Below are 13,857 nucleotides of genomic sequence, written 5' to 3'. Positions count from 1 at the left end.
ATGCGAGGTGCTACGCCATGCGTCATCTGTTCCTGTTTTGTGCCGTCTCCACCCTGTTGTCGGGGGGGGCTGCCCAGGCCGACACGGTGTTGGTGTTCGCGGCCGTGAGCACCTCGGACGCGCTCCAGGAACTGGCGCCGGCCTTCACCCGGACCACGGGCCACGCGGTGGAGTTCTCCCTGGGGGCCTCGAGCGACCTCGCGCGTCAGGCCGTGGCCGGAGCGCCCGCGGACGTCTTCCTCTCCGCCGACACGGCGCAGATGGACGCGGTGGAGAAGGCGGGCCTGGTCGCGCCCTCGACGCGCGTGGACCTGCTGTCCAACCGGCTGGTGGTGGTGGTGCCGGTGGACGCGAAGTCGGCGCCGGCCTCACCCGCTGGGTTGCGTGGGTTGAAGCGGCTGTCGCTGGCGGACCCGGAGGCGGTGCCCGCGGGCGTGTATGCGAAGGCGTGGCTGGTGAAGGCGGGGCTCTGGGAGGCGCTGGCGCCGAATGTCGTGCCGGCGCTCAACGTGCGCGCCGCGCTGGCGGCGGTGGAGACGGGGCGCGTGGAGGCAGGCGTCGTGTATTCCACGGATGCGGCGCATTCGAAGCGCGCGCGCGTCGCCTTCCTGGTGCCTGAGCAGGACGCGCCGCGCATCGTGTATCCGGCGGCGGCGCTGACGAAGGGCGCCGCGCCGGAGGCCGGGCGGGCATTCGTGCGCTTCCTTCAGACGGACGCGGCTCGGAAGGTCTTCACACGCCACGGCTTCGGCGTTCCCAGCGCGCGGGCTCCCTGATGGAGGGCGTCGCGGCGTTGGTGTCCTTCACAATCTGGGTGGCGACGCTGGCCACGCTGCTCATCCTGCCGCCAGGTCTCGCGGTGGCGTACGCGCTGGCGCGGTGGGAGGGCCCAGGAAAGGGCGTGGTGGAGACGGTGCTGACGCTGCCGCTGGTGCTGCCGCCCACCGCGGTGGGACTGGTGCTGCTGGAGTTGCTCGGGCGCAACGGCCCGTTGGGGCGCGTGCTGGACGCGTGGGGCATGGAGGTCGTCTTCACGCCCAAGGCCGTGGTGCTGGCGAGCGCGGTGATGGCGTTCCCGTTGCTGGTGCGCTCGGCGCGCTCGGGCTTCGAGGAGGTGGACCCGCGGCTGGTGGCGGTGGCGCGCACCCTGGGCGATTCGCGCACGCGCGCCTTCTTCCGGGTGACGTTGCCGCTGGCCTGGCGCGGTGTGCTGGTGGGCGCGCTGCTGGCGTTCTCCCGCGCGCTGGGGGAGTTCGGCGCCACGGTGTTGGTGGCGGGGAACATTCCAGGCCGTACGCAGACGCTCTCCCTGGCCATCTTCCAGCGCACGCAGTTGGGGCGGGACGCGGAGGCGCTGCGGCTGGCGGGCGTGGCGGCGCTGCTCGCCTTCGTGGCGGTGTTCGCGACCGAAGCGGTGACGCGGCGGCGTGGGCGGAGGGTGCGCGCGTGAGCCTGGAGCTGGACATCCGGTTGCCACTGGCGCGCTTCACGCTGGAGGTGGGCACGCGGCTGGATGGCGCGTCGGTGGCGGTGATGGGGCGCTCGGGCTCCGGGAAGACTTCGCTGCTGGAGGTGCTCGCGGGGCTGCGGCGCGGCGCCCGGGGCCGGGTGGTGCTGGATGGCCGCGTGTTGTTGGACAGCGTTGCCCGAAGCGACGTGCCGCCCGAACAGCGCCGCATGGGCTACGTGCCCCAGGATGCGCTGCTCTTCCCGCATCTCACGGCGGAGCAGAACGTGCGCTATGGCGCGCGGCCGGGGCGGGCCTCTCGCGTGGACGAGGCCGTGGAGATTCTGGAGCTGGCGCCGCTGCTGCGCCGCTACCCGGCCACGCTGTCCGGAGGCGAGAAGCAGCGCGTGGCGTTGGCGCGCGCGCTGGCCACGGACCCGGCGTTGTTGTTGCTCGATGAGCCGCTCGCCGCGCTGGACGTGGCGCTGAAGGAACGCGTGCTGCCGTACCTGCTGCGCGTGCGCGACGAGGCCCGGGTGCCGATGCTGTACGTGACGCATCAGCTGGGCGAGGCGCGCGTGCTGGCGCGGGAGGCGCTGCTGCTGGACCAGGGGCAGGTCCGCGCGGCCGGGCCCGCGGCCGAGGTGCTGGGCGCGGCCGCGCGAGGCCTGCTCGCCGGTGAAGGGGAGGGGGAGGAGAACATCCTCGAAGGAGTCCTGGAGCGTCCGGACGACGGCGGGCTGCGGCTTCGGATGCAGGGTGGGTTGTCGTTGTGGGTGCCGGACTCGCCCGCGTTGGCGCCGGGCACGCGCGCGGCCTATGCCGTGCCGGCCGCGGACATCCTGCTGTCCATCCAACTGCTGGCGGGTGTCTCCGCGCGCAACGTCATGACGGGCACGGTGGTGAACGTGGAGCCCGTGGCGACGGGCGAGGAAGCGGCCACCGTGGAGGTGGCGGGCGTTCGCTGGGTGGTGTGGCTCACGTCCACGTCGGTGCGTGAGCTGGACGTGGTGCCCGGCGCGCGGGTGTCCCTGGCGGTGAAGACGTCCGCGTGCCGGCGGCTGCGCTGACTCATCGCGCGGCTCAGATGCGCCGCGCGACGGAACCGCCGAGGTGGGTGAACCCTCCGCGACGTGTCGTTCGTGGGGCGTGCGAGCGCCAGGCAGGGCAGGACGAGCAACAGCAGGATGGAGCGGTTCGCGTAAGGAGTGCATGCGCGCGGGGCACCTCGTGAGCGCACGGCGCGCGTGGATGCCATCACCTCCGTGGCGGATTTCATGCTGAGCGGACCGCGCGCGCTCCCAGGAGGCCCCTCGCGCCGAGGGCGCCGGAGTCCCTCCCGTAGCTCGCTGTTCGGAAATGTCGGGGGTTTTGGCGCCGCGAAATCTCCCGACATTTCCGAACAGCGAGCTGCCGAGGTGCGCCCCGGCCCTCGGGGCGGCTCGCCTCATGGCGCGCCTCAGAAGGGCTGGGCGATTGCTTCGCCGCGTTGGGCCAATCCCCCGGCTGCATCGCGCGGAGAAATAGCCGCCAGGAGGGGTGGGGTACTCTCTTGCCAGGTTGCGATGGACCGCTCGCGCAGGTCGAGCGAATGCGTACTGGACATGGCAGGCGGTACCTCCTCTCGCTCGACAGTCTCCGCCTGCTCACTTCATCCGCACGCCGCGAGCAAAGGCCTCGCTTGCCGCTCGCCCAGTGGACCTTGTTGCGTACGTCGCGCTTCGCGAAGCTGCGCCGGTCGAGCAGCTCCTTGCACGGCATGACGACAAGGGCTGCCGGGGCCGTGGCCATGGGGGGAAGAAGACGACCTCGGGCGCCCCACGCGCTGGGTCCACCAGTGATGGCGTGTCGTGCCGGAATGCCGTCGGGCCGACACGGAACTCCACTTTCAGCTACGGCACGAGCATCTACTTTCAGTTCCTGGGTGAGCGCTTCGGGGATGGGCTGGTGCGCTCGCTGTGGGAGGAAAGCGTCGTGACGCCGTCGGCCCGCTGGCCGGTGCTGCGCGTCGCACGCGCGGACGGCGTGGGGCCCCTGTCCGCCCACGTGGACGCCGAGGACGCCACGCACGTCATCGTCGCCGTGGTAGACGGGCGACGCGAAGGCCTGGGCCGGTATGGGCGGCTGTGCCTCTCCGGGGAGGACTCCGGCACGCCCTGCGCCTCCGCCCGACCCGGACGGTGGGGGCGACCTGGACGGGGGCGTGGGCGGTGAGCCGGATGGCGGCGTCGACGCAGGTCCAGGAGGAGACCCGGACGGCGGTGTCGACGCGGGCGTGCCAGGTGAGCCTCCGCCTCCGCGTGACGAGGGGGGCTGTTCGTCGGCACCGGACGGGCTGACGTGGGCGCTGCTCCTGTTGCTGGCGGCGGCCTTCATCCGGCGTTGAGCAAGGTTCGTTCAACGCTTGTGTATGGAGCGGGACGGATTTCTTCGACGCCACCGCCCAGGGGATTCCCGACACGTGTTGTTGATGCGCCAGCCACGACGGCCGTGTGCGTCATCCGCGTGACAGTCGAACATGCGAGGTGCGCGCGGGAGACGGAAGCGGGAACATCCCGTATCGCGTTGGACGCTATCTCCGATTAAGCGTCAACTCTCCACCGACGCGAATGACCCGGGAACGCCATGCTCAGTGCCTCAGGCCAGGACCGCTCGCCCTTCATCCGTGCCGTGGGGCGGGCACTCCCGCCGCACTACGCCAGTCAGGAGCAGCTCATCGCCGCGTTCCGCGAGCTGTGGGCCACGCGCCACTTCAACCTGGAGCGGCTGGAGGACCTGCACCGCGCCGTCCAGGTGGGAGGACGGCATCTGGCGTTGCCCCTGGAGGCTTATCCGTCGCTGCTGACATTCCAACAGCGCAATGACGCCTGGATTCGCTCGGCCACGGAGCTGGGCGAAGCGGTGGTGCGCCAGGCCTTGGACGCAGCGGAGCTCACGCCCGGGGAGGTGGACCACGTCTTCTTCGTCACCGTGACGGGCATCGCCACGCCGAGCATCGACGCGCGGCTGGCCAACCGCATGCGCTTCCGGGAGGACTTCAAGCGCACGCCGCTCTTCGGTCTGGGATGCGTGGCGGGCGCGGCGGGCGTGGCCCGGGCGGCGGACTACCTGCGCGGCTTTCCGGAGCACACAGCGCTCGTCATCGCCGTGGAGTTGTGCTCGCTCACGTTGCAGCGCGAGGACCTGTCCATACCGAACATCATCGCGTCCGGCCTCTTCGGCGACGGCGCGGCGTGCGCGGTGCTCCGAGGCGCGGCGGCCCCGGGGGCGCGAGGGCCGCGGGTGGTGGCGTCGCGCTCCGTGTTCTACCCGGACACCGAGCGCGTCATGGGCTGGGACGTGGTGGACACCGGCTTCAAGGTGGTGCTGTCCGCGAAGGTGCCGGGGCTCGTGAAGGACCACATCCGGGGCAACGTGGATGGCTTCCTCGCGCAGCATGGACTGAAGCGCGGGGACATCCGGCACTGGGTGGCGCACACCGGCGGGCCCAAGGTGCTGGAGGCCTTCGAGGAGGCGCTGGAGCTGGCGCCCTCGACGCTGGAGCGCTCGTGGGCCTCCCTGCGCGAGGTGGGTAATCTCTCCTCCGCGTCGGTGCTCTTCGTGCTCGGAGAGACGCTGGAGTCCGTCCGCGCGCAGCCGGGGGACTGGGGCGTGATGATGGCCATGGGGCCGGGCTTCGGCGCGGAGATGGTGCTGCTGCGATGGTGACCTCCACACAAGCCCTCTTCCTGGGCTTCATGGCCGCGCTCGTCGTGGAGCGGCTGGTGGAGCTGGTGCTCTCCAAGCGCAACGCCGCCCGGGCCTTCGCGCGCGGCGGGGTGGAGACGGGGCAGCGGCACTACCGCTTCATGGTGGTGTTCCACACGCTGTTCCTGGTGGCGTGCGTGGCGGAGGTGTTCCTGCTGCGGCGCGGCTTCCCGGGCGCGTGGGGCTGGGCGGCGCTGGTGGGCGCGGTGCTGGCGCAGGGGCTGCGGTACTGGGCCATCGCCACGTTGGGCGACCGGTGGAACTCGCGCATCATCGTGGTACCGGGGCTGGCGCCGGTGACGGGCGGGCCCTATCGCTTCCTGCGCCACCCCAACTATGTCGCGGTGGTGTTGGAACTGGCGTGCGTGCCGCTCATCCACGGTGCATGGTGGACGGCGCTGGTCTTCTCAGTGGGCAATGCGGCGCTGCTCTACGTGCGAATCCGCGCGGAAGAGGCGGCGCTGGGGGATGTGTACGCGCAGGCGTTCTCCCATCGCCCTCGTTTCATTCCGGAGGTGCCACGTGGCTGAACGCGAACTGGAGGTCATGACGGAGATTCATCGCATCGTCACCGAGGAGCTGGAGTGGAAGGGCGCGGTGGAGCCCTCGCAGGACCTGGTGCGTGACCTCCAGTTGGACAGCCTGGGCCTCACGGTGCTGGCGGTGGGGCTGGAGAACCGCTTCCGCATCCGCCTGTCCGAGGAGGACGCGCAGGGCGTGCGCACGGTGGGAGACCTGGCGAAGCTGGTGGCGCAGCGGGTCGCGGCTCCGGTGGAACCCAGGCCGGAGGAGGCCCTGCCGTGAAGGACGCTGGCTCGCGGCTGGTGGGCCCGGCGTTGCCTCCGCCAAGGCATCTGACGGTGAACGCGGCGCTCGCGGACACCGGGCGCACGTCGCCGCTGGGGCTCACCTTCGTGGACGCGGCCGAGCGCGAGTTGTCCATGTCCTGGGCGGACGTGTACCGCCGGGCGAGGCGCACCGCCGCGGGGCTGGCCCGGCTGGGCGTGAGCGAGGGGGACCGGGTGGCGTTGCTGCTGCCCACGTCGCCGGCCTTCATGGACGCCTTCTTTGGCACGTTGCTCGCGGGCGCGGTGCCGGTGCCGCTGTACCCGCCGGTGCGGCTGGGGCGATTGGATGAGTACCACCGCGCGACCTCGCGGATGCTCCACGTGACGGGCTCGGTGATGGTCCTGACGGACGCTCGCGTGCGCCTGCTGCTGGGGCCCAGCGTGGAGCGCGCGCGCCCCCGGCTGGGGTGTCACACGGTGGATGCGGTGTCCCGGGGGGATGACGTGCTGGAGGTCCCGGTGCGGCCGGCCGCGCTGGGGCTCATCCAGTTCTCGTCCGGTTCCACGGTGGATCCGAAGCCGGTGACGCTGACGCACGAAGCCCTGCTGGCGCAGGTCGCGGCGCTGGAGATGGCGATGCCGCTGGGGGCAGGGGTGCCCCGGGTGGGCGTGAGCTGGCTGCCCCTGTACCACGACATGGGGCTCATCGGCTGTCTGCTGTCCGCGCTGTACTACCCGGGGAGCCTGGTGCTGATTCCCCCCGAGGCCTTCCTCGCGCGGCCCGCGTTGTGGCTCCGCGCGCTGTCTCGCCACCGGGGCTACATCTCTCCCGCGCCCAACTTCGCCTATGGCCTGTGTTTGAAGCGGGTGAAGGACGCGGAGCTGGACGGGGTGGACCTGTCGTCATGGCGGCACGCGCTCAACGGCGCGGAGCCGGTGTCCGTGGACACGCTGCGCCGCTTCTCGGTGCGCTTCGAGCGGTGGGGCTTCTCCGCGCGGGCGTTGCGGCCGGTGTACGGGCTGTCCGAGGCGTCGCTCGCCGTCACCTTCCCGCCGGAAGGGCGGGGGCCGCGCGCGCTGGGCGTGGACGCGGGGCTGCTGGCCCGGGAGGGCCGGGTGGCGGAGGGCTCGCGTGAGTTGGTGAGCGTGGGCATGCCCGTGGCGGGCTTCGAGGTGGAGGTGCGCGGCGAGACGGGCGAGGCGCTCGCGGAGCGGTGCGTGGGACGGGTCTTCGCGCGCGGGCCGTCCCTGATGGCCGGCTACTTCGCGGATGCGCAGGCCACGGACCGGACGCTGACGCGGGACGGATGGCTGGACACGGGTGACCTGGGCTTCATCGCGGAGGGCGAACTGTTCCTCACGGGCCGGGCGAAGGAGGTCGTCATCATCCGAGGCGCGAACCACGCGCCGCAGGCGTTCGAGGAGCCGCTGCAGGGCGTGGCGGGCGTGCGCGCGGGCTGCGCGGTGGCGCTGGGCTTCACGCCCGAAGGGGGCGAGGACGAGGCGCTGCTCATCCTCGCGGAGCGCTCGGGGCAGGAGGCGGATGACGTGGTCGAGGAGCGCATCCGCGCGGCGGTGGTGGAGACCACGGGCGTGCGGCCGCACACCGTGCGGATGCTCGTGCCAGGCACGTTGCCGCGCACGTCCAGCGGCAAGCTGCGCCGCGCCGAGGCGCTGCGCCGCTACCTGGCCGAGGAGCTGGCGCCGCCGAAGAAGGTGGGCGCGGTGGGGCTGGCGGTGGAGATGGCTCGGAGCGCGCTGGCGATGGTCCGCGCGGAGAGCGACACGTGAGGCGTCGGGCCGTGGGGCCGTGCACGGCGTCAGCGTGAGGCCCGCCATCATGGGGATGCGAGTCCCGGAGGAGTGCACGCCGTGAAGCGGTATGACGTCGCCGTGGTGGGCGGAGGACCCGCGGGGCTGGCGGTGGCCATCACTACCACGCTGCGTGGGCTGAACACCGTGGTGCTGGAGCGCGGCACCGCGCCGGTGGACAAGGCCTGTGGCGAAGGGCTGCTGCCTCCCGGCATGGCGGTGCTGGAGCGGTTGGGCGTCCTGCCTCTGCTGGATGACCAGGGCAGCCATCCCTTCGTGGGCATCCGCTACGTCCAGGAAGATGGCAGCACGGCGGAGGGCCTGTTCCCAGGCAAGGGCGCGCTGGGCGTGCGGCGCATGGCGCTGGCCACGGCGCTGGTGTCGCGGGCGCGCACGGTGGGCGTGGAGTTACGCGAGCGCACGCAGGTGCTGTCCCACCAGCGGGATGGCAATGGCGTGGTGCTGCAGACGGCCGAAGGCCAGGTGGAGGCCGCGATGCTGGTGGCCGCGGACGGGCTGGCTTCACCGCTGCGCCGCGCGGAAGGTCTGGAGGTGGCGCCGACGGGACCGCGCCGTTTCGGCCTGCGACGACACTTCCAGGTCGCGCCGTGGACGCCCTATGTGGAGATCCACTTCGCGCATGGCGTGGAGGCCTACGTGACGCCCACGGGCGTGCGGCGCGTGGGCCTGGCCTTCCTCTGGGAGGACGGCGTGGCGGAAGGGCGGGTGAGCTTCGAGACGCTGCTGGCCCGCTTCCCCAAACTATCGGAGCGGCTCGCTGGCTCGGAGTCGGACTCCCAGCCCCGCGGCGCGGGACCGCTGGCCCGGGTGTCCCGAGCGCGCATCGCCGACCGCTTCGCGCTGGTGGGAGACGCGGCGGGCTACGTGGACGCCATCACCGGAGAGGGCCTGTCGTTGGCCTTCGTGTGCGCGGAGTCGCTGGGGAACCTGCTCCCGGAGGCGCTCGTCCATGGCGCCACGCGCGAGGCGCTGATGCCCTACGAGCAGTGTTTCCAGCGGGTCTTCCGCAAATACTCCCGGTCGACCGGCGCGCTGCTCATGCTGGCGCGACGGCCCTGGCTTCGCCGTCCCGTGGTGCGGCTGCTGGGGAAGACGCCCTGGCTGTTCGAGCGCATCCTGCACGCCGTCGTGACGTGAGCGGTGGGCCGAGGGGCGCGGAGACGTTGGCGTTCTCTTCCGCCCGTCGCCGGTGCGTGACACCCGCTATGCAGAGGCGTCCCCGAAGTGGGTTGCCGGTTGCCGGACGGGCGCAAACCCGGTCCACTGTCGAGCCGAGACATGGACGTCGAGCCCGGGCCGCGCGGGCGTCTTCCCAGTCCAGTCTGGAGGGAGCACCGCACCCATGTCCCTGGACCGTTCTTCCCGGCCCATGACGAAACTCCTGTCGCTGGTGCTGCTGCTGGCAGCACCGTGGCTCGGGGGCTGCCTCTTCGCGGGTCCCCGTCACCAGGGCCCGGTGACGGAGCACTTCGACGGTGAGCACTTCCAGAACCTGGAGCCCATCAAGCGCCTGAGCCCGGACGAGGTCTTCAAGGCGCTGCGCAAGGGGCCTCGCGGCCCGTGGCGGGACTACGAGGAGTCCGCTCCAGGCAGGCCGCCTCCAGCGCGCGTGGGGCCGGGACAGCTCCGGGTGACGTTCATCAACCACGCCACCGTGCTCGTCCAGGCGGACGGGCTCAACATGCTGACGGACCCCATCTATTCGGACCGCCCGAGCCCGGTGCCCTTCATCGGTCCCAGGCGCGTGCGGCCTCCGGGCATCCGCTTCGAGGACCTGCCGCCCATCGACGTGGTGGTGGTGAGTCACAACCACTACGACCACATGGACTTGCCGACGCTGCGGCGCCTGGAGGAGGCGCACCAGCCGCGCTTCATCGTGGGTCTGGGCAACAAGGCGCTGCTGGACGGCGAGGGCTTCCGGCACGTGGTGGAGCTGGACTGGTGGAAGTCCACGGAGGTGGCGCCGGGCCGCACGGTGACGGCGGTGCCGGCGCAGCACCGCTCCAACCGCGGGCTCACCGACAGCGCGGCGACGCTCTGGGCGGGCTACGTCCTCGCCACGTCCGGCGGGCCGGTGTTCTTCGCCGGCGACACAGGCTTCGGTCCCCACTTCGCGATGATGGCCGAGCGCTTCGGTCCCATGCGGCTGTCGGTGTTGCCCATTGGCGCCTACCGGCCCACCGCCTTCCGCCCGGTCCACATGGGGCCGGTGGAAGCCCTCCAGGCGCACAAGGTGCTGCGCTCGGCCACGTCGGTGGCCATGCACTACGGCACCTTCGCGCTCGCGCTGGATGGGCAGGACGAGGCGAAGTACCACCTGCTGTGGCTGCTGGCGCGCGAGCCTGTCCGGCCGCGCTTCTGGGCCCTGGGCTTCGGCGAGGGCCGCGACGTGCCCCCGCTGGACTGAGTCAGCGGTTGAAGGGGGCCTCCTGAATCCAGTTGAAGCCCCGGTTGAGCAAGAGGAACTTGGACTCATCCACCCGCGTGAGGCGGACCTCGATGGCAGCCTCCTGGAGCGTGCCCTGGAGGACGAGTTGGTTCGCGTCCGAGCGTGTGTAGGCGAGCACGAACTTCTTCGCGGCGTCGTCCTGGCCCTCGATGAGGGTGAGCGTCTTCTTCGGTGCGTCCTCCTCCAGTCCGAAGGACTTCACGGTGTCGTCCAGGTGCTTGATGTTCATCCGGCCGAAGCGGCTGACGGCCACCGCCTTCCACCGCCGGGCGTCTCCGGACGTGGCATCCAGGCGCTGCCCGTCCTGGGTGAAGGAGTCGACCGTGTAGTAGCCGTAGAACGGGGGACGCGGCGCGGAGTCCCCGTACTTGCGGATGAACTCCAGCCGCGAGCTCCCAAATCCGTAGGCGATGCCGCCCACCACCAGGACCTTCATCACGAGCCCGGCGCCACTCAGCCAGCGCGAAGGTGGGAACGGCGGCTGGAGCGGGCGAGGCTGCGTGGCGCGGTTGAGCACCAGCACGTCGAGCAGCCGCCGGGCATCGGGCAGCACCAGGAACAGCGACATCAGCAGCAGGTGGGACGAATAGAGTTTGACGGGGACGTCGTAGAAGAAGTTGAGCGCCACCACGTTGACCATGACGCCCGCGACGACGAGCGCGCCCAGCGTCGTTGTGCGCCGGAAGAGCAGCAAGCAGCCGCCCAGGAACTCCGCGCCGCCCGTGAAGACATTGTAGCCCTTCGAGTAGCCCATGAAGTTCCACAGCAGCCCCATGGGAGAGAAGTCCCCCAGTGGCTGCACCAGCCGCTCAGGGCTGGGGAAGGGGAACTGGGACTTGAAGAGCTTGGCCAGCCCGTAGGACAGCATGCTCATCGCGAGCACGTACCGGACATTCGTATGCAGCACGTCGTGGGCCTTCACGTACTCGGTGCGGCGCCGGTCGATGACGGACCAGACACCCGTCACCGCCACGGCGACGACGAAGAACATCAGCACCTGCACGTAGTCGAACGTGGTGTCGCCGCTGCCGTTGGGCATCACGGTGATGTCCGTGGACAGCCGCAACATGTGCTTGCCGACCCAGGGCACCACGGCCTTCCAGAGCCCCTCCTGGAACGAGGTGATGAAGTCACCCAGGACGGGGATGAGGTCCAAGGGGAACGGGAAGAAATAGAGGCCCAGGTAGGCGAAGGCGAAGCGGAAGGCCAGCCGCCGCGCGAGACTCCAGGCTTCGGGCGCGGAAGGTGTCACGCTCGCTTCGGACGCTGCGGGCTCGGGGACCGGGGACAGTGGGGCCGTGGCGCTCATGGTGGGCTGGCCTGGAAGTCTATCCGGAATATCCCAGGTGCTTTCCAGTCGCCCCCGTTACTTCGGAGGCGCTCCCCTGACGGGCCTTGTCTCGGCGCCAGAGGGCGGCCCTGCCTGCTCAGAGCTTCATGCGCTTGAACACGGTCTCCGGAATCGTCCGGATGATGAGCATGATGAGCGCCCAGATGCCGGGCACGTAGACTTCGTTCTTCCGCGAGTCTGCGGCGCTCAGGAGTCCGCGCGCCACCTTCTCCGGCGAGGCGAACAGCTTGTTCTTCGGCAGGTGTGCCGTCATCGGCGTGTCGACGAAGCCCGGCTTCACTGTCACCACCGCGACATTGGATTTCGCCAGCCGGTTGCGCAGGCCCTGGAGGAAGACGTTGAGCGCGCCCTTCGACGCGCCGTACACGTAGTTGCTCTGCCGGCCGCGGTCACCCGCCACCGACGAAATCACCACCAGCGTGCCGGCCTTCTGCGCCTCGAAGCGGTTGGCCAGCACTGTGAGCAGCGACACCGCGCTCAGGAAGTTGGTGCGCAGCACCGCCTCCGTCGCCGCCCACGAGCGCTGCGCCTCCGCCTGGTCACCCAGCACGCCGTGCGCCAGCACCACGCCGTCCAGCCCGTCCAGCGCCGTGTACGCGGCCTCCACCAGCGCCTCGTGGGTGTCGAAGTCGTTCAGGTCCACCACCTGCGACGCGACCTTCGCCGCGCCGCGCGTGGCGGCGTCCTTCGTCACCGCGTCGAGGTTCGCCGCGTTGCGGCCAGTGAGGTACAGCGAGGCCCCGCGCGCGGCCAGGAGCCGCACCGTCGCCTGGGCAATGGCGCTGGTGGCGCCGAGGACGAGCACTTTCTTCATGGGGAGTGAATCTCGGAAAGAAGGTCAGCGGATGGCAAGCAGGGACCGCGGCGGCGGGGATGCCGTCTCGCCTCGCCCCGCGGCCAGGGAAAAGGGCAGGGACACCGGGTTCACCCGCCGCCAGAACGACGAGGAGAACGACGGGTCCACGTACTGGATGAAGCGCTCCCGCTGCGGAAAGTACGCCGCGAAGTTCTCCGGGCTCATCCGCGCGTCCTTCGCCGGGTACACCGCGCCGCCCGCCTGCCGCGTCAGCAGGTCCAGGTCCTCCACCAGCTTCCACGTCTTCTCGCCGCGGTTGGCGAAGTCCATGGCCAGCGTCACGCCCTCGCGCGGGAAGGACAGCCACCCCGGCGAGGGAATGTCACCGAACGTCTTCAGCACGGAGAGGAAGCTGGGCAGTCCGCCGCGCGAGCTGCGCTCCAGGATTTCCTTCAGCGCGTCGCGCGCGGTGGCGTAGGGCACCACGCACTGGAACTGGAGGAAGCCGCGCCGGCCATAGATGCGGTTCCACGCGTAGATGGCGTCCAGCGGGTAGAAGAACGGGTCGTAGTGCGTGAGCCGCTGCTTCGGCTTGCCGTTCTGCCGGTGGTAGTAGAGCCAGTTGAAGGCGGACACCGACAGGCGGTTGAGGCAGAAGGCCGGCATGTCCATGGGCACCGCCAGCCCCACGCCGTGCGACAGGTGGCTCCTGGCCAACGGCAGCCCGTCGAACTGCGGCGGCGCGAAGTTGCCCCGGTACAGGAGCCCCCGGCCCAGCTTCTTGCCCCGGGCCAGGCAGTCCACCCACGCCATGGTGAACGCGTAGTCCTTCTCCGACGCGCGGGCGACGTCGAGGAACCCATCCAGGTTCCCGAACGGCACCGTCTCCTGGAGCACGTACGGGTTGCTGATGGGTGTGAGCTGCACCTCGGCCCACGTGATGAGTCCGGTGAGGCCCAGGCCGCCAATCGTCGCGCCGTACCAGTCCGGATGCTCATCCGGCGCGCACACCCGGCGGCTGCCGTCCGAGCGCAGCAGTTCGAAGCGCCGCACGTAACGGCCGAAGGTGCCACTCCGGTGGTGATTCTTCCCGTGCACGTCGTTGGCGATGGCGCCGCCCACCGTCACGAACTTGGTGCCCGGTGTCACGGGCAGGAACCAGCCGCGCGGAGCGGCCAGGCGCAGAATCGTGTCCAGCGACACGCCCGCTTCGCAGCGGACCACGCCGGTGGCCGGGTCGAAGGCGATGAAGCGGTCGAGCCCCGAGGTGAGCAGCAGCGTGCCCCCCGCGTTGAGGCACGAGTCGCCGTAGCTGCGCCCCAGCCCGTGAGGCAGCAGGCTACCGTCCCTCCGGGGCAGCGCATCCGTGCGCCACACCAGGGCGTGCGTCTGCTGCTCGACTTGGGGGTAACGCCCCCAGGACTCCGGTGGCTTCATCGCGCCAGA

General features: G+C 70.8%; 14 protein-coding genes. 11 read left to right on the top strand and 3 right to left on the bottom strand.

Annotation, left to right across the window (positions count from 1 at the left end):
- Positions 1 to 17: 17 nt before the first annotated feature.
- The 11 genes from modA to HNV26_RS05545 all read left to right on the top strand — a co-directional run bounded on the left by modA (position 18) and on the right by HNV26_RS05545 (position 10,222).
- Positions 18 to 776, top strand: a complete 759-nt coding sequence (modA, locus tag HNV26_RS05590; RefSeq protein ID WP_171440558.1) for a molybdate ABC transporter substrate-binding protein — start codon at positions 18 to 20, stop codon at positions 774 to 776.
- Positions 777 to 796: 20 nt separating this feature from the next.
- A complete protein-coding gene (modB, locus tag HNV26_RS05585) occupies positions 797 to 1,450 on the top strand; it encodes a molybdate ABC transporter permease subunit (protein WP_225888234.1) in 654 nt (217 codons plus the stop codon).
- Positions 1,447 to 2,517: a molybdenum ABC transporter ATP-binding protein gene (gene modC, locus HNV26_RS05580; RefSeq protein ID WP_171440557.1), complete on the top strand. Its 1,071-nt coding sequence runs from the start codon at positions 1,447 to 1,449 to the stop codon at positions 2,515 to 2,517. Before modB ends, modC begins: the two co-directional genes overlap by 4 nt.
- 775 nt (positions 2,518 to 3,292) lie before the next feature.
- Positions 3,293 to 3,661 (top strand): hypothetical protein, encoded by a 369-nt coding sequence (locus tag HNV26_RS38185; protein WP_253816274.1) that lies wholly within the window; start codon positions 3,293 to 3,295, stop codon positions 3,659 to 3,661.
- Positions 3,651 to 3,833 carry an MYXO-CTERM sorting domain-containing protein gene (locus tag HNV26_RS38180; RefSeq protein WP_366816762.1) on the top strand — a complete coding sequence of 61 codons (183 nt, stop codon included), beginning with the start codon at positions 3,651 to 3,653 and terminating at the stop codon, positions 3,831 to 3,833. The genes HNV26_RS38185 and HNV26_RS38180 overlap by 11 nt, the downstream gene beginning before the upstream one ends.
- Before the next feature lie 239 nt (positions 3,834 to 4,072).
- Positions 4,073 to 5,155, top strand: a complete 1,083-nt coding sequence (locus HNV26_RS05570; protein WP_171440556.1) for a type III polyketide synthase — start codon at positions 4,073 to 4,075, stop codon at positions 5,153 to 5,155.
- On the top strand, positions 5,149 to 5,724 hold the full coding sequence (locus HNV26_RS05565; RefSeq protein WP_171440555.1) for an isoprenylcysteine carboxyl methyltransferase family protein: 576 nt from the start codon (positions 5,149 to 5,151) through the stop codon (positions 5,722 to 5,724). Before HNV26_RS05570 ends, HNV26_RS05565 begins: the two co-directional genes overlap by 7 nt.
- Positions 5,717 to 5,998: an acyl carrier protein gene (locus HNV26_RS05560; RefSeq protein ID WP_020478192.1), complete on the top strand. Its 282-nt coding sequence runs from the start codon at positions 5,717 to 5,719 to the stop codon at positions 5,996 to 5,998. Before HNV26_RS05565 ends, HNV26_RS05560 begins: the two co-directional genes overlap by 8 nt.
- A complete protein-coding gene (locus HNV26_RS05555; RefSeq protein ID WP_171440554.1) occupies positions 5,995 to 7,773 on the top strand; it encodes a fatty acyl-AMP ligase in 1,779 nt (592 codons plus the stop codon). The genes HNV26_RS05560 and HNV26_RS05555 overlap by 4 nt, the downstream gene beginning before the upstream one ends.
- A gap of 81 nt (positions 7,774 to 7,854) precedes the next feature.
- Positions 7,855 to 8,952, top strand: coding sequence for an NAD(P)/FAD-dependent oxidoreductase (locus HNV26_RS05550; protein ID WP_171440553.1), 1,098 nt, complete (start codon positions 7,855 to 7,857; stop codon positions 8,950 to 8,952).
- A gap of 232 nt (positions 8,953 to 9,184) precedes the next feature.
- Positions 9,185 to 10,222: an MBL fold metallo-hydrolase gene (locus tag HNV26_RS05545; RefSeq protein ID WP_253816265.1), complete on the top strand. Its 1,038-nt coding sequence runs from the start codon at positions 9,185 to 9,187 to the stop codon at positions 10,220 to 10,222.
- Position 10,223: 1 nt separating this feature from the next.
- On the opposite strand, the gene HNV26_RS05540 is transcribed toward HNV26_RS05545, so the two are convergent.
- The 3 genes from HNV26_RS05540 to HNV26_RS05530 form a co-directional block, all read right to left on the bottom strand.
- Positions 10,224 to 11,573, bottom strand: a complete 1,350-nt coding sequence (locus HNV26_RS05540; protein ID WP_171440551.1) for a DoxX family membrane protein — start codon at positions 11,571 to 11,573, stop codon at positions 10,224 to 10,226.
- A 118-nt stretch (positions 11,574 to 11,691) separates the two neighbouring features.
- On the bottom strand, positions 11,692 to 12,429 hold the full coding sequence (locus HNV26_RS05535; RefSeq protein WP_011556557.1) for an SDR family oxidoreductase: 738 nt from the start codon (positions 12,427 to 12,429) through the stop codon (positions 11,692 to 11,694).
- 24 nt (positions 12,430 to 12,453) lie between these two features.
- Positions 12,454 to 13,848 carry an FAD-binding oxidoreductase gene (locus tag HNV26_RS05530; RefSeq protein ID WP_171440550.1) on the bottom strand — a complete coding sequence of 465 codons (1,395 nt, stop codon included), beginning with the start codon at positions 13,846 to 13,848 and terminating at the stop codon, positions 12,454 to 12,456.
- Positions 13,849 to 13,857 lie beyond the last annotated feature (9 nt).

The organism is Myxococcus xanthus (assembly GCF_013116825.1).
Taxonomy (GTDB): Bacteria; Myxococcota; Myxococcia; order Myxococcales; family Myxococcaceae; genus Myxococcus; species Myxococcus xanthus_B.
The sequence above is the reverse complement of the archived record's forward strand: the minus strand, read 5'-3'. Positions and strand labels throughout refer to the sequence as shown.